At 55.2% G+C, this 15,322-nt stretch carries 16 protein-coding genes and 1 other annotated feature (1 of these 17 only partly in view); all 16 genes read right to left on the reverse strand.

Annotation, left to right across the window (positions count from 1 at the left end; all coding sequences use genetic code 11):
- Positions 1-123 (reverse strand) — a binding site (T-box leader) (it extends 93 nt beyond the left edge of the window).
- A gap of 64 nt (positions 124-187) precedes the next feature.
- On the reverse strand, positions 188-703 hold the full coding sequence (locus tag BMX91_RS01320; RefSeq protein ID WP_092049068.1) for a DivIVA domain-containing protein: 516 nt from the start codon (positions 701-703) through the stop codon (positions 188-190).
- Between the two features lie 130 nt (positions 704-833).
- Positions 834-1,610 carry a YlmH family RNA-binding protein gene (locus tag BMX91_RS01325; protein WP_092049071.1) on the reverse strand — a complete coding sequence of 259 codons (777 nt, stop codon included), beginning with the start codon at positions 1,608-1,610 and terminating at the stop codon, positions 834-836.
- A gap of 168 nt (positions 1,611-1,778) precedes the next feature.
- Entirely contained in the window at positions 1,779-2,042 is a 264-nt protein-coding gene (locus tag BMX91_RS01330) for a YggT family protein (RefSeq protein ID WP_092049073.1), read from the reverse strand.
- A 19-nt stretch (positions 2,043-2,061) separates the two neighbouring features.
- Positions 2,062-2,541: a cell division protein SepF gene (locus BMX91_RS01335; RefSeq protein ID WP_092049076.1), complete on the reverse strand. Its 480-nt coding sequence runs from the start codon at positions 2,539-2,541 to the stop codon at positions 2,062-2,064.
- The gene (locus BMX91_RS01340; RefSeq protein WP_092049079.1) at positions 2,538-3,230 is read right to left on the reverse strand and encodes a YggS family pyridoxal phosphate-dependent enzyme; all 693 of its coding nucleotides are present in this window, start codon (positions 3,228-3,230) and stop codon (positions 2,538-2,540) included. Before BMX91_RS01340 ends, BMX91_RS01335 begins: the two co-directional genes overlap by 4 nt.
- Before the next feature lie 76 nt (positions 3,231-3,306).
- A complete protein-coding gene (locus BMX91_RS01345) occupies positions 3,307-3,546 on the reverse strand; it encodes a PRC-barrel domain-containing protein (RefSeq protein ID WP_092049081.1) in 240 nt (79 codons plus the stop codon).
- A 177-nt stretch (positions 3,547-3,723) separates the two neighbouring features.
- Positions 3,724-4,521, reverse strand: a complete 798-nt coding sequence (gene sigG, locus BMX91_RS01350) for an RNA polymerase sporulation sigma factor SigG (RefSeq protein WP_092049083.1) — start codon at positions 4,519-4,521, stop codon at positions 3,724-3,726.
- A 98-nt stretch (positions 4,522-4,619) separates the two neighbouring features.
- A complete protein-coding gene (gene sigE / locus BMX91_RS01355; protein WP_092049085.1) occupies positions 4,620-5,327 on the reverse strand; it encodes an RNA polymerase sporulation sigma factor SigE in 708 nt (235 codons plus the stop codon).
- Entirely contained in the window at positions 5,311-6,171 is an 861-nt protein-coding gene (locus tag BMX91_RS01360; RefSeq protein ID WP_177168218.1) for a sigma-E processing peptidase SpoIIGA, read from the reverse strand. The genes sigE and BMX91_RS01360 overlap by 17 nt, the downstream gene beginning before the upstream one ends.
- A gap of 201 nt (positions 6,172-6,372) precedes the next feature.
- Positions 6,373-7,560: a cell division protein FtsZ gene (ftsZ, locus tag BMX91_RS01365; protein WP_092049088.1), complete on the reverse strand. Its 1,188-nt coding sequence runs from the start codon at positions 7,558-7,560 to the stop codon at positions 6,373-6,375.
- Positions 7,561-7,596: 36 nt separating this feature from the next.
- Complete coding sequence (ftsA, locus tag BMX91_RS01370; RefSeq protein ID WP_092049090.1) at positions 7,597-8,874, reverse strand: cell division protein FtsA; 1,278 nt, start codon at positions 8,872-8,874, stop codon at positions 7,597-7,599.
- 176 nt (positions 8,875-9,050) lie between these two features.
- The gene (locus BMX91_RS01375; protein WP_245744268.1) at positions 9,051-9,839 is read right to left on the reverse strand and encodes a cell division protein FtsQ/DivIB; all 789 of its coding nucleotides are present in this window, start codon (positions 9,837-9,839) and stop codon (positions 9,051-9,053) included.
- A 24-nt stretch (positions 9,840-9,863) separates the two neighbouring features.
- Positions 9,864-10,955 carry an FtsW/RodA/SpoVE family cell cycle protein gene (locus BMX91_RS01380; protein WP_092049092.1) on the reverse strand — a complete coding sequence of 364 codons (1,092 nt, stop codon included), beginning with the start codon at positions 10,953-10,955 and terminating at the stop codon, positions 9,864-9,866.
- 46 nt (positions 10,956-11,001) lie between these two features.
- A complete protein-coding gene (gene murD / locus BMX91_RS01385; protein WP_092049094.1) occupies positions 11,002-12,345 on the reverse strand; it encodes a UDP-N-acetylmuramoyl-L-alanine--D-glutamate ligase in 1,344 nt (447 codons plus the stop codon).
- Between the two features lies 1 nt (position 12,346).
- On the reverse strand, positions 12,347-13,318 hold the full coding sequence (gene mraY / locus BMX91_RS01390; RefSeq protein ID WP_092049097.1) for a phospho-N-acetylmuramoyl-pentapeptide-transferase: 972 nt from the start codon (positions 13,316-13,318) through the stop codon (positions 12,347-12,349).
- A 53-nt stretch (positions 13,319-13,371) separates the two neighbouring features.
- Positions 13,372-15,282, reverse strand: a complete 1,911-nt coding sequence (locus BMX91_RS01395) for a penicillin-binding transpeptidase domain-containing protein (RefSeq protein ID WP_092050697.1) — start codon at positions 15,280-15,282, stop codon at positions 13,372-13,374.
- Positions 15,283-15,322: the final 40 nt, after the last annotated feature.

Raw genomic sequence — 15,322 nt, forward strand, 5'->3', positions numbered from 1 at the left:
CGTACTCTGATTCCGCAGTCCGGCTCCGGAGCGATTTTCGGAGGCGGCTTCCGCACCGGGCTCCCACCGCCCCCGGCTCGCTTTGGCATCCGCTGCCCCTACTGTCTCCGTCTTCGCCTTTTAATTCGGATAGTTGCATTTCACTTGACGTCATTATAAAGAATCGCGGGACGGCGGTCAAGGCAGCTTACTCCTGCCCTGCCTCCGCTTCCATCTTTTCCAGTTCGGAAGTGTCGACTTCATAATCCATCAGCAGCTCCCAGTCGTCGGTGTTGATCATCTCAAGCTGCGCCTCGGCAAGCATGCGGAACCGGTTGCGGAAAACCTTGGACTGCTTTTTCAGCTCTTCGATTTCCACAGCGATCCGGCGGGCCTTTGACAGTGCGTCATTGACAATCCGGTCGGCATTCTTTTCCGCTTCCTTGACGATCAGCTTCGCTTCCTTCTGGGAGTTGCGGCGAACTTCTTCCGCCGCTTCCTGTGCGATCAGGATGGAAGACTGGAGCGTGTTTTCGATCGTGGTGAAGTGCGTGACCCTTTCGGTCGTCATGTTGAGCTGTTCTTCCAGGTGTTTGTTTTTCTGGAGAACAGATTCGTAATCTTTCATGATCTGTTCAAGGAACTCATTGACCTCGTCTTCATCAAATCCCCGGAACGAGCGTCCGAATTCCTTGTTATGTATATCAAGCGGTGTCAATGCCATTGTGTTGCATCTCCCCTTTTTCAAACTCCGTTGTGACCTATTATACATGTAGCCGGCTTCCCTGACACGGCAAATCCGAAATTTTTGGCGGTCACACGGGCATCCTGCCGATATGCGGCAGGGAGCGGACTTATATCAACTTGCCGATGACCAGGCGGATGCGCTCTTTTTTTGTGCGGCCGCCGATTTCCTCAATCCGGATCCGGCCGTGCCCCCGTACGGAAAGCAGGTCCGAATCGGACAATTCGTATGAAACAGACTCACGGACGGCATGATTGACTTTCACCTTGCCGGATTGGATGAGCATTGCCGATTTCTGCCTGGACAGGTTCAGGGCTCCCGCGATGACCGTGTCCAGCCGGAGGGATGAAACCGTAAGCGATTCCTCCTGATACTGCTCTGCAAGGGGTAGAAACTCTTCCTGGGACCGGACTTCGGCAATGCGCACCTTTGCTTTCCCGACAGCCTGCAGATTCGCGATGAGGTAGTCGGTCAGGGAGGCATCGGCAGCAAATTGGACCACGCCGTCCCCTGTCCGGATATCTCCGAACCTGGCCCGGTCTATGCCGAGGCCGGTAAGGGACCCGAGCACATCGCGATGGCCGATTTCGATGAACTTGGAGGGGTATCGGATTTCCATCACAGAGATCTCCTCGTCCCCGGGCTGAGCCTCGTAATAGGAAGGGGCGATAATCATGCGCTGCCGCTCCGCCCCCGGGAGCCCCCCAAACTCTGAGAGAACGAAGTCTCCTGAACCTGCAATTGCCCGAACGATATACCGCTGTCTCGGATCAAGGAAACCGGTCAGCTTTGGCGTGTAGCGATCCTCCACTTCAGTCACCCATCCGTTCACCCGTTCGATGAATGGCTGCTCATCTTTTCTGAAATGCTGTAACATCCCTTCCATTCTCCGACTCCGTCCTTCCTGTTGAATTGGCATCTTGTTGACTTTTTCATGGCGTGCAGAATCAGGCCGTTTTAAAAAGCCTCCCCATATCCCAGCCGCTGTGCGGGAGGGGATGCAGGGAGGCTGCAGACTTGCCGGAATCGTCCGAAACGAGGACTTTCGCAGCGGTCACGCGATCATACCGAACACGGTGTAGAGACCTCGGACAATCAGATTCAGTGCAATCAGGGCAACGATCGGAGAAATATCGATCATGCCGATCGGCGGGATGATCTTCCTGAAAATGTCCAGGTAAGGTTCGCAGATTTTGGCGAGGAGCCGGCCGATGGATGTCTCCCTCGTGCTCGGCACCCATGACATCAGAACGTAAATGACCAGCAGGATCGAATAGATCTGTGCTGCGTTGGCCAGTAGATTAAACAATGCCCACATATGACTTTATCTCATCCCATCATTCAAATTCATCGTACAGAAACTCGGAGATCTCTCCGGACAATTCCACATTCTCCGGTACACACAGGAAAATGTCATGCCCGATCCGTGTAATGTCCCCTCCAAGAGCATAAACAGTGCCGCTCAGAAAGTCGATGATGCGCGTACCCGACCCATGGTCGATCCGCTGGAGATTCACGACAACCGTACGCTTATTCTTCAGGTGCTCCGCAATGTCCTGTGCTTCCGCGTAGACGCGGGGTTCTGAAAGGATCATCTTGGATGACTTCTTGATGCTTTGCAGGCTCACCACGTTCGCGCCTTCCTGCGGACGTGCCGGAGCCGGCTTTCGTCGTTCTTTCTGGCGCCAATCCTGGTCCGCCTGGCGCGGCGGCTCCGGTCGCGGCTGTTGTGCGGGAGCCGGCTGTCTTTTTTCCTGCATTTCCTCTTCCTCCTCTTCAAGATAGAAGAAGTTCTTGAACTTGTCCTTGAAGCTCATGAGCGTTCCCCGCTTTCATAGCCGACAATGGCGGTGCCGATCCGGACGAATGTCGCCCCTTCTTCGACCGCTATGCCGAAATCGTTTGACATGCCCATTGATAGTTCGGTGCAGGGCGCATTCGGCAGGCCGAGAGAAGAAATCTCATCGCGCAGTTCGCGGAGTCCGCGAAATGTGCGCCGGATAACTTCCTCATCATCCGTATTCGGCGCCATCGTCATCAGTCCGACGATCCGGATTTTGTCATATGCGCCGAGCATTCTGATAAAATCAGCCGTTGCTTCCGGAGCTACACCCGATTTGGATGCTTCGCCCGAAACATTAACCTGGACAAAGCAGTCCACAGGCTGTTCTGCCCGTTTCTGGATCTCCTTTGCCAGGCTGCCGCGGTCCAGTGAATGCAGAAAGTCGATCCGCCCAATGATGTCCCTGACTTTGCGGCTCTGAAGGGAGCCGATAAAATGCCATCGGGCATCGGAACCGATTGCGGAATGCTTCTGATCGAGACCTTCGTTCCGGTTCTCACCCAGCTCCCTGATTCCCGCATTGATCACTTCCCGGGCACGCTCAGGACCTACCGATTTAGTCACGGCTACAATGGTAACTTCTTCCGGGCTGCGTCCGGCACGCCTGCACGCCTCGTTTATCTGCTGCTGAATATCGTTCAAACGTTCTGCTACAGTCGACAATTCAATTCCCACTTTTCTCTACGTTGCTGAATTCATTGTAACAAGGCGGGAACGCTTTTTCAATGACTTCCCATTCCTATTCCTTGGCGGCATCATCGACGAGGACGACATCCTTTCCGATGACCATCACACGGCGGAGCGGAACTTTCACCGGCGCCTCCCCATTTCCGAACAGGCGGATCTTTTCCATCCCGCCCACGTGGAAATATTCGATTGTCCCGTCTTCCGTCGAAATCGTGGCATCAACTGCAAAGCCGAGCTGACGGCCCCTTCCGGCTTCAATGAACTCCTTTTTCTGCAAATCGGAAAATTTCAAGACGGACCCCTCCCGTATAGCTTATGCTCAACAGTCACTGAAAAGAGCCTGCGTTCCCCGCTAAGTAGATTACAGGTTACGGATGCAAATTTCCCGGGAAAGAATGCTTATCCATGCATTTAATACGAAAAAATAGCCCGCTTCCGTCCATACTGAACGGAAGCAGGCAATTGCATTTCACTTTTTCCTGTCTTTTTCCTGGTCGAGCGTTTCCCGGATAATTCCGATGGCATGTTTTTCGAGCCTGGAAATCTGCGCCTGTGAAATGCCGAGTTCCCTCGCGATCTCCGTCTGTGTCTCGCCGTAATAAAAACGCTTGGACAGGATTTTCTGCTGGCGGGCATCCATTTTACCGACTGTATCCTTGACCGAGACATACGTCAGCCAGCGATCCTCACTGACAAGCGTGTCCTGCAGCTGGTCCATCATTGTTACAGGATCCCCTCCGTCATGGTGGATCGGCTCATGCAGGGACAGAGGATCCTGAATGGCATCCAGAGCGAACAGGATATCCTCTGAAGTGATGCCGGTCAGCTTCGACAGATCGTCCAGGGTTGGCTCTCTTAGCTGCTCATGGACAAACTGCTCCTTCGCCTTCATCGCTTTGTAAGCGATATCACGCAGCGAACGTGACACCCGGACCGCATGATGGTCCCGCAGATGTCTGCGGATCTCCCCGATGATCATCGGCACAGCGTAAGTGGAAAAACGGACATTATGCTTAAGGTCGAAATTATCGATGGATTTCAAGAGACCGATGCAGCCCACCTGGAACAGGTCATCCGCCTGCTCCCCCCTATAGGCGAACCGCTGAACAATACTCAGGACGAGCCGAAGATTGCAGATGACCAGCTCATCTTTGGCCGACTGATCACCCGACTGCATCCGCTTGAATGTTTCTCGCATGTCTTCATGGGACAGGAGCGGAAGTTTCGAAGTATCGATTCCGCAAATCTCCACTTTCATGTTGGACATCTCATCATCCTCCGGACATTATGACTTTTCTCTGTTTCCCTACAGTCTGTCCGGAGGTTGTTGTCCTATTCCCGATGGAGCCCCGCCAATTTCATCCATCAGCTGACCGGATGGTTCAGCAATCCTCTCAGGTCACTGATAATTTTCTTTTCAAGCCTGGATATATAGGACTGTGAAATGCCCAGATGGTCTGCGACTTCCTTTTGCGTCATTTCTTCTTTGCCGGATAGTGCAAAGCGGCATTCCATAATGTATCGCTCCCGGTCGTTCAGCCTGGAGATCGCCTCTACGACATGCTGACGCTCGATTTTCTTCTCGACATCTTCCGTGATGATGTCCTCATCCGTTCCGAGTATGTCCGAGAGGAGCAGTTCATTACCATCGGCATCCGAGTTCAGCGGCTCATCAAACGACACTTCTGACTTCATGCGGCTTGTCTTTCTCAGATGCATGAGGATTTCGTTTTCAATGCAGCGGGACGCATAGGTGGCGAGTTTGATTTTTTTCTCCGTATCAAAAGTCTCGATCGCCTTGATCAGTCCGATGGCTCCGATGCTGATGAGATCTTCGATATTGGTCTTTGTATTCTCGAAACGGCGGGCGATATATACGACAAGCCGCAGGTTTTTCTCGATCAGCCGGTCACGCGCTTCCCGATCGCCATCCATGAATCGCCGGATCGTCTCTTCCTCTTCTTCCTTCGTAAGCGGGACCGGAAGGGATTCGTGTCCCCCGATATAGTATGTCCCGTCCTTCTTGATGGTCTGAAGCAGTACCGCAATCCATTTTTTAAGACCTGTCAGCATCTGTCGATCCCCTTTCTTTGAGATGGATGAGGGAGGAGCGGTGGAGGATGGCGTCAGCGCCCAGCGGATATTCGGCAGCGTTTTCAGTGAACACGATATACCCGCCCAGCCGGACATTTTCCGGTCCGCGGAAGGCCCAGCTGCTGACCCGGAACCCGACAGCCCAAGCGCTGCCGCCAACAGTCTGGAGGCGGATCGGCCGCAGTGCGCTCCGAAACTCAGCCGGGAATACGCTCAGGTCCGGAACGCCGTCCTTCGGCAAATTCTCAAGTGCTGCCCGGATTTCCCGCGGCAATTGTTCTTTTACTGCCCGGTAGGAAATAAAATGGACAGGAGCACCGGATAGAGGCTCCGTGCAGGCATTCCCTGAATCAGCGAATGCGGAAATTGGAATGTTCTTCCCGAATAATTCAATCTCGGTTTCCACCCGGAAGTCCGCGGCAGCTGCATCATCCTCTGCGCCTCTCCACCTGACCGCGAGCAGGTGAAGACCGCCGGAGGCGAACAGGCAGGATGTAAATACAGCCGCAGTGCCCCCGATACCGAAGCCGGAAGGATTGACCACCGTCAAAAGGCCGCCGGCAAAAAGCGCTGCCGTCAATGTTGCTCCGGCCCCTTTCAGTGCCGCATTCCGGTGCAGCCCGAACGCAATCACAGTCATCGCCATGAATGCCGCTGCCGCAGGAACAATCGCACCGCCGAACAGCACCACCGGAAACGCCCCGGCAACTGCAGCTGCAAGGAGTCTGCGCTTGCCCGCAGGACGGCGGCACACCTTGTCCGCAAATGAAAGAATCAGGTAATTGAACGCCGAATTCACAGCGATCGCCACTTCTCCGTACATGGCTCCCCCTCCCTTGTCCATACAGTATCACGCCCGGTTTGCAGGCACTGTCGGAACCCGGTACGGGCAGGCCTGAAAATTCGGACAGCAGACGACAGAATCAGGGGCGTTTCAAGCGGCTTATACAGTTCCTCCTGACAAGCAAAAAAAGCCCCTTCTGCATCTATGCAGAAGGGGCTTTCCGGTATTGTCGGATTCCGCTTATCTTCTCCGGCGATTGCGGAGGAATGTCGGAACATCGAGTGCATCTTCCTGATGTTGCTGGCTTTGCCGCTGCGGCGCTTCCTGCTGGTAGTGGCCGCCCTGCTGATCGTCACGGTCCCGGTAGTCATTGCGGGATGGAGCAGGCTGCTGAGGACGTTCCGGGCGGGCAGACTGTTGCTGGACGCGTCCTGCGCTGAATCCTCCGCCACGGGTGGTCCGCTGGGAAAGCTGTTCTTCGGTGAACCCGGTCGCAATGACCGTCACAACGATTTCATCCTTGAGGTTGTCGTTGATGACCGAGCCGAAGATCATGTTCACTTCTTCATCGGAAGCGCTGGCAACGATGTCGGCAGCTTCCTGAACTTCAAACAGGCTGAGATTCGAGCCGCCTGTAATATTCATCAGAACACCCTTGGCGCCGTCGATTGATGTTTCAAGAAGCGGACTGGAGATGGCCTTCTTGGCCGCCTCTGAAGCCCGGTTCTCGCCTGAAGAGACCCCGATACCCATAAGTGCGGAACCCTTGTTCTGCATGATTGTCTTCACATCGGCGAAGTCGAGGTTGATGAGTCCCGGAACTGCGATAAGGTCAGAAATGCCCGACACGCCCTGTCGAAGGACATTATCCGCTTCACGGAACGCTTCAAGCATTGGTGTGTTTTTGTCGACAATCTCGAGGAGGCGGTCGTTCGGGATGACAATCAGTGTATCGACCGACTCCTTCATGGCCGCGATGCCGCCGATTGCCTGTGTCGCACGCTTGCGTCCCTCGAAGGTGAACGGACGTGTAACAACTCCGACTGTCAGAGCACCGAGATCCTTGGCGATCTGAGCGATAACAGGTGCCGCACCTGTTCCGGTTCCACCGCCCATTCCGGCGGTAACAAAGACCATGTCAGCGCCGCGCAGCGCTTCCTCGATCTGTTCCTTGCTTTCTTCGGCCGCTTTTTTTCCCACCTCAGGGTTTGCACCGGCGCCGAGGCCGCGTGTCAGCTTTTCTCCGATCTGGAGTGTTACCTCAGCCTGGGACAGCTTGAGAGCCTGGGCATCCGTATTGACAGCGATGAACTCCACGCCCTGTACCCCGTGTTCGATCATCCGATTTACTGCGTTATTGCCGCCGCCGCCAACGCCGATGACTTTGATGACAGCTAGCGCGTCGATATTAGTATCAAATTCCAGCATGGTTTCTCCTCCTATGGATGTACGGGTGACTTCCGATCAATCAAAGAATTTATCAAAGATTTTCTTCATCCGGTTGACGACCTTGTCCTGGCCATCCTTTTCCCGTGGTTCTTTTTTCTTTTTGGCGGGAGCCGGCGCTGCCGTCTCCATCTCTTCGCCAAATGGGGAGTCCCCGCGGTGACCAAAGAACTCGTCTTCAAGGCGGGCATAGCGGATAAGCCCGACCGAGGACGAGAACTTCGGTTCTCGGACACCGATGAATTCCGGGACATATGTCCGTACGCGGGTCTGCAGGACCTCCCTTGCAAGCTGCGGAAGCCCCTCGAGCTTCGCCGTACCCCCGGTCAGGACAATCCCCCCGGGCAGGTCTCGGATATCCATCCGGTATAGCTCGTCCAGCACCATCTCGAAGAGTTCCTCAAGACGGACCCCGATGATTTCGGAAATATACTTCTGGCTGTACTGGTCTTTCGTCTCCATGCCAGTTACCGGCACTTCAAACAGTTCATCCTCGGAAGCATCATCGTAGTAGGCGTGCCCGTACTGGTGCTTGATCTGTTCCGCCTGTTCGGTCGTCGTTTTCAGAACAATCGACAGGTCTTTCGTCACATGGTCGCCGCCCACCGGGATGACGCCCGCCGAAATGAGGCGGCCGTCTCCGAATACGGCGACAGTCGTGGAACCTCCACCGATATCCACATATGCGGTTCCGTGGCTTTTCTCGTCCTCGGAAAGGGCGAAATACCCTGCCGCGAGCGGCTGCAGGTAGATTTCCCTGATCTGCAGGCCGGCCCGCTCCACACAGCGGAGAATATTGTGCAGAAGCGTCCGCGATGTTGTCACAAGCGTCGCATCCATCTCAAGGCGGACGCCGATCATGCCGCGCGGGTCCTTGATTTCATCGAGGTCATCGACGATGAACTGCTGCGGGATGATGTTGATGAGCTCCCGCTCCGCCGGAATCATCACTTCCGCGGATCTCATGACCCGGTCAAGGTCATCGTCCGTAATCTCGCGGTTTTCGCTGTTCACCGCCACGACGCCCTTTACCTGCTGGAGCATGACCTGATTGGCAGGGATGCCCAGCACGACCTCCCTGATCGACATTCCGATCATCCGCTCGGCCTGTTCAACTGCCTTCCGGATGGACTGGACAGTCGCATCTATATCTACAATGGCACCCTTCCGGATGCCTTCCGATTTAACATTTCCGACTCCGATTACGTGCAGCGAACGATCCGTCATTTCCCCGATCAGCACTTTTACGGAGGAGGAACCGATGTCGAGTGAAACATACATATCGGCTTGACTCACGGATGGCACCTCCTTCTGATCCTCTTAACAATCATTCTATTTCATTCTCAAGACAATGTTAAGTATATTCGTGAATTATGTTGAAAATCCTTCAATTCCCGGTACAACTCTACTTTAAACGTTTTTACAAGGACAGGGCAAATGATTGTATGCTGTCCCGGGCCCGGGTTTCCGGTTCATGGAATCTCGATCTCCTGCTGGTCGCCTTCTCCCTCTTCCTCGGTATTTCCGCTTTCACCATCTCCGTATACTTTCTCGTAGCTGCTGAAATAAACGCCTGCTTCAAGGTCGATGACCCCTCTTCCCTCTTCGGTCAGTTGTGCGACGATCGAAGGATAATAGGCCATCTTTTCAGCGAACCCGCTGATAATGCCCCTGACTTCATACCCATCTGCCATGAACGCCGTTATGGAGCCTTCACCGGTATGCTTCAACTCCGAAATGAGGGAAGTGACGGAAGGCGGCAGCTTTTCCAGCTCGCGCACCATTTTCTCCATCTGGTCCCCTTCGTCGAATTCCGCAAGAACCGGTGCGGGGGGCGGCGTGTCAGAAGAACGGCTGAAAGTCGTCCCGTCCGCCAGCACAGGATGGAATCCGGATTCCGTTTGGATCAACGCCACGGTCTCGAACTCGTCCACCCGGATGACGACATCACGGAAGTCTTCTCTGATGACTTCTGCCCCTCCGACACCCTCCAGGGAAGTGATCTTCTGCTCTATTTCACTGGTGCGAAAACCCCAGATCGCATCACCCGCCCGCACACCGGAAGACTGAATATATTCTTCCCCGCCGCGGAGGCCCGCGCCTTCCACCCTGATATCCCTTACTTTGCTGAGCGGTGACTGCAAATAAAGCAGGGCGGCCAGCATGAGCAGAAAAAGGACCAGGAGAAACAGGAAATTCCGGTTGGTTCTTCGTTTCCTCTTCTCTTTAAGAGAAGGGATGCGGTCTTCGATATCGATCACTTTATCCAAACGCAAGGCCTCCTTTCAGCCCTTTCCCCCACCGGCTCCAAATCTCAGGATGAGGGCTGCCGCAATCCAGGCGGCAAGCAATGATGATCCGCCGTAGCTGATGAACGGCAAAGTGACGCCTGTAACGGGAAGCAGCCCCGTCACGACCCCGATATTCAGGAAGGTCTGGAAACCGAGCATGGCAGCCATCCCTGACACCATCTGCAGCGAGAACGGATCCCGCTGTCGTGCAGCCAGACCGAAAGCTGCGGCTGTCAGCACGAAAAAGAGAAGAATCACCGCCGCGGAACCGATGAACCCGATTTCCTCCGCAATGATAGAGAAGATGAAATCATTTTGGGGTTCGGGCAGATAAAGATATTTCTGCCTGCTCTGTCCATAACCGTAGCCGAGAAGGCCGGCCGGGCCGACTGCAAGAAGAGACTGGATTCCCTGGAATCCGCTTCCCAGCGGGTCACTCCACGGATCTAGAAATGCCTTGATCCGGTCGAGCCGGTAAGGGGCGGCTGCAATCAGCGCCGTAATGCCGGCTGCACCCGCCGCTCCAAGGCCGAAAAAGAACTTCAGCGGATAACCCGCGATCAAAAGCACACAAAACGCCGAAACGGTCATGATCATCATCGAGCCGAAGTCCGGCTGAAGCATGATCAGACCCGCCGGAAGCAGGATCACAGCCAGATGAGAGAGTTTGAACACCTTGCGGCCCCTTTGCTCTCCCAACATGGATGCCAGCTTTCCGATCACTGCGATTTTCGTGAATTCCGCCGGCTGCAGACTAAATGGCCCGAGTGCAATCCAGCTCTGTGATCCGTTCCTGACTGCACCGATCCCCGGTATCAGAACCCCCACAAGCAGGATGATGGACAGGATGTAGACGGTGTTCCAGAACGTTTTGTTCCCGATGCCCCGGAAGCGGAGTACAAATGCCGCAGCTGCCAATGAAACGGCAAGATAAACACCCTGCTTTAATGCAAAGGGGAGGGAATCTTCGTAATGGACTTCTCCCCAGTAGGATCCGGCAGAATGGACAAATGCGACTCCCAGGAGGCTGAGTGCTGCTGCGGCGGAGGCAAATAGGATGAGGAGCTTTTTTTCCAGTGCATGCATCCTTCCTTGTTATGGATCGGTGGCCTGCCCGGACTGCCGGGGGACCTTAAAGTTTCCTGACCGCCTCGATAAAGCGGTCTCCCCGTACCTCGAAGCTTTCGTATTGATCCCAGCTGGCGCAGGCCGGAGACAGCAGGACTGTATCCCCTTCCCTGGAGACACCTGCTGCGATTTCCGTTGCCTGCTCAATATCATCCGCATCCCGGATACCCGTAATACCGCACGATTCCGCAAACTCACGTAGCCGGCCGGCAGTCTGCCCGAAGACGACAATCTCCCGGACACGGTCCATGAACGGCCGCAGCTCCTCGAATGAATGTCCCCGGTCCAGCCCGCCCGCCAGCAGGACGACCGGGCCCCCGAATGCCTCGAGCGCACTTTTGGTTGCGAGGGTATTGGTTGCCTTGGAGTCGTTGTAAAACCTCCGTTTTTTCCATTCCCGGACGAATTGTGTCCGATGCCGGACACCCGAAAACGAGGAGAGGACGTCCTTCACTGCGTCCAGCGGGCAGCCGTATGTAAGGGCTGCAGCCGTCGCCGACAGGATGTTCTCCAGATTGTGGCGTCCCGGCAGCAGAATGGTGGACCGGTCAAGCAACTTCTCACCGTACCAATAGACCGATTCTTCGTCCGCGCTGATACCGTCCTCCGCGCGTCCGGACAGCGTGAACGGGATTTTCCTTGCGCGGGATCTTGCGGCGTAATCCGCGACGGACTTCTGATCAGCGTTATAGATTAAAACGTCTTCCGGCAACTGATTCCGGGTGATGTTGAATTTTGCTTCGCCGTATTCGCCGAAAGTCCCGTGGTAATCGATATGTGCTTCATAAAGGTTCGTCCAGATGGCGATTTTCGGACGGAACTGTTCCGTGCCCATCAGCTGGAACGAAGACAGCTCAATGACGATGGCCTGATCCGGCTCCGCGTCCGCTGCCACCAGGCACGACGGGGTACCGATGTTGCCGGCGATCAGCGGATGCTTGCCTCCGATATTCAGCATATGGTAGAGCAGCGTGGTGGTCGTTGTCTTTCCGTTGGAGCCCGTGACGCCGAGCATCGGGGCCTCGCTGATCAGATATGCCAGCTCCACTTCAGTCCAGACGGGGATGCCGGCATTGACCGCTTGCGAGACGATCGGGTGATCATAGCGGATTCCCGGATTTTTGACGATCCAGTCGAAGCCGCGGTCAAGAAGTCCCTCCGGATGACCCCCGAGAATTACCTCGACCCCCATCTCCCGGAGGGGTCCGGCTTCCGGATCTTCTCCGCGCGCATCATTCACAGTTACTTTAGCACCCATACGGCTCAGGAGCCGGGCTGCTGCAGAGCCGCTTTTGGCGAGTCCCAGCACGAGAACCTGTCTTCCTTCAAATTGATCGATCGGTTTCATATCAGATCACCTCCGGTAAAACCGCGATGAGTGCAGCTGCAAGCGCTGCCGTCCAAAAAACGATGACCACTTTCCATTCCGACCATCCCGACAGTTCGAAATGGTGATGGATCGGGCTCATCTTGAAAATACGCTTACCCGTAGTCTTGAATGAGATCACCTGCAGGATGACAGACAGCGTCTCAATGACAAAGACAATTCCCACAAGCAGCAGGAGCAGCTCTTGCTTCATCAGGACAGACAGCATCGCCAAAACTCCTCCAAGCGCAAGTGAGCCGGTATCTCCCATGAAGATCTTTGCCGGGTTCGCATTGAACAGAAGGAAGCCGAGCAGCGCCCCCGTCACGGAAAATGCGACAAGGGAAAGGTCTTCCTGTCCGTAGACAAGCCCCAGCACACCGAATGCGGCGAATGCAATCGACGATGTGCCGGCGACAAGCCCATCCAGGCCGTCCGTCAGGTTGACGGCATTCGAGAATCCGACCAGCCAGAAGATGAGGAACAGGACGTAGAACGGCCCCAGATCGATCTCGAATGATGTAAACGGCAGCCCGACGGTTGTCTCAAACGGCCCCAGCCGGAGCAGAAGGTAAGAGATGACCGCGATGACAATCTGGCCGATCAGCTTCTGCAGGGATGTCAGTCCCAGATTACGCTTCAGGACGACCTTGATAAAGTCATCCAGGAATCCGATCAGCCCGAAACCTGCAAGCACGAGCAGCAGTACGACCGTCTGAGTTGTCAGCAGGCCGTTCATCCATCCAAAAGCAATCGCGGAAACGACAATGGAGATGATGAAAATGATGCCCCCCATCGTAGGTGTCCCCGCCTTTTTCTGGTGTGCCTGTGGTCCCTCCTCCCGGATGCTCTGGCCGAATTTCAGCCTTCTCAGCATCGGGATGAGCGGAAGCGCAAGAAGCGCGGATATGATAAAAGCGATCGCAATGATCGTGATGGTCGTGGCGAGTGTCATGTATTCTCGTTCTCCTTTGAAGACAGCGGTACCCTTTCCGGCACCTTGTATCGTTAATCTTTTTGTTCAGGCTCCGCGTAAAGATGGAGTGTGCCCGATTCTTCCATGAGCACTCCCGGCTCCGGCAGTTGCCGGACGACGGTTCCGCCTTGTTTGCCGTGCCATTCCAGTTTCACAGTGTACAGCATCTGCCTGATTTCGTCATATGTTTTCCCGGTCAGGTCCGGAACCCGGATCTGGATGGGATCTCCCCATCGGTATTCCCGCTCCAGCTGACCTTTTCTCGGTCCGATCTCCCTGACGGATGCAATATCGCCAAGAATTCTGCCGACAATCGGCGCGGAGATGGTACCGCCGAACTGAACTTCGTTTTTCGGACTGTCCACCGCAACATAGACGAGCACATCGGGATCGTCCGCAGGCGCAAAACCGATAAAGGATACGATGTAGTCGCCTTCCTTGTACCGTCCGTCCTCGACCTTCTGTGCGGTTCCGGTTTTGCCGGCGACACGTAGTCCGTCGACAAAAGCATTGCGTCCGGACCCGTTGGCAACAACCGATTCCAGCGATTCCCGCACTTTCTTGGACGTTTCCTCGCTGATGACCCTGCGCTTTTCCTCCGGGGTGTTTTCCTCGATCGGCCGGCCTGTTTCCGGATCCAGTACGCGGCGGACGACGTAAGGCTTCATGATCCTGCCCCCATTGACGGCAGCCGCGACCGCCTGCACCTGCTGGATTGGCGTGACGGAAATTCCCTGCCCGAACGAAGTCGTCGCATGTTCCACGGGTCCGAACGCTTCTTCCGAAAACAGGATTCCGGACGCCTCGCCGGCAATGCCGGAACCGGTTGTCTGACCAAATCCGAAGTCGTGGATGTACTGCATGAGCTTTTCTTTACCGACTCGCTGGCCGAGTTCGATGAATCCGGGGTTGCAGGAATTCTCGACGACCTCCAGGAATGACTGGGAACCGTGCCCTTCACGCTTCCAGCAACGGAGCCTGGCACCTTCAACCAGCGCATAGCCCGGGTCATGGAAGTGGTCTTCTTCCAGGTTGACCTTCCCTTCCTCAAGAGCCGCAGCCAGAGTGATGATCTTGAAAGTCGACCCCGGCTCGAAGGTCATCCATACCGGCAGATTCCGGTTGAAAATAGAGGGGTCTACCGATGCGTATTCAGCCGGGTCAAAATTTGGCGAGGAAGCGAGGGCAAGGATCTCACCTGTGTCCGGGTCCATGACGATCGATAACGCCTGTGCCGCGTCATACTTGAGCATGGCCTGCTCGAGTTCGCGTTCCACAATTTCCTGGATGCGCACATCAATCGTCAGTTCCACATCGGCGCCGCCGCCTCCTTCCACCCAGCCATCTCCGACATGGGGCAGCGGATTGCCTTTTGCATCTGTAAACAGCCGGACTTTTTCCCCTTTCCCGGTAAGCTTTCCGTCATACGCAAACTCGATGCCTGCCAACCCCTGGTTGTCATAGCCAGTGAAGCCGACGAGCCGGGACAGCATCTGGCCATAAGGGTAGTCCCTTACATAGTCAACACCGGTGTAAAGCCCGGGGATTCCCATTTTCCCGATTCGGACGGCCGTCTCATACGGAATGTTCTTGCCTTCAGGCGCGAGTTTAATGATAGACGCTCTTTTGGACATTTGCTCTTCCAATTTTTTCGGATCCGCGTCGATCAGGGGTGCAAGCGTCTTAGCCGCAGCGGCAATGTCCCGATTCTGGGAAGGCATGAAATATAGGGTGGGTGCGATCCGGTTGCCGATGATGCGGTTGCCGTTCCGGTCGAGGATTTCTCCCCGCTTCCCGGCGAACGGAAGCTCCCGGTCCCAGTTCTCCATCGCCTTCTCGGTCAGTTCCGCATTGCGGATAACCTGGACATGGAACAGTTTTGCGAGCAGTGCGGCAAATAGGACGGCGAGGACGAGAAAGGCCAGGCGCAGCCGTTTTCTCATCCGGGCTTCGATAAAGCGTCGCACATTTTTCCCACCTTAC

The organism is Bhargavaea ginsengi (assembly GCF_900109165.1).
In the GTDB taxonomy this organism is placed as follows: Bacteria; Bacillota; Bacilli; order Bacillales_A; family Planococcaceae; genus Bhargavaea; species Bhargavaea ginsengi.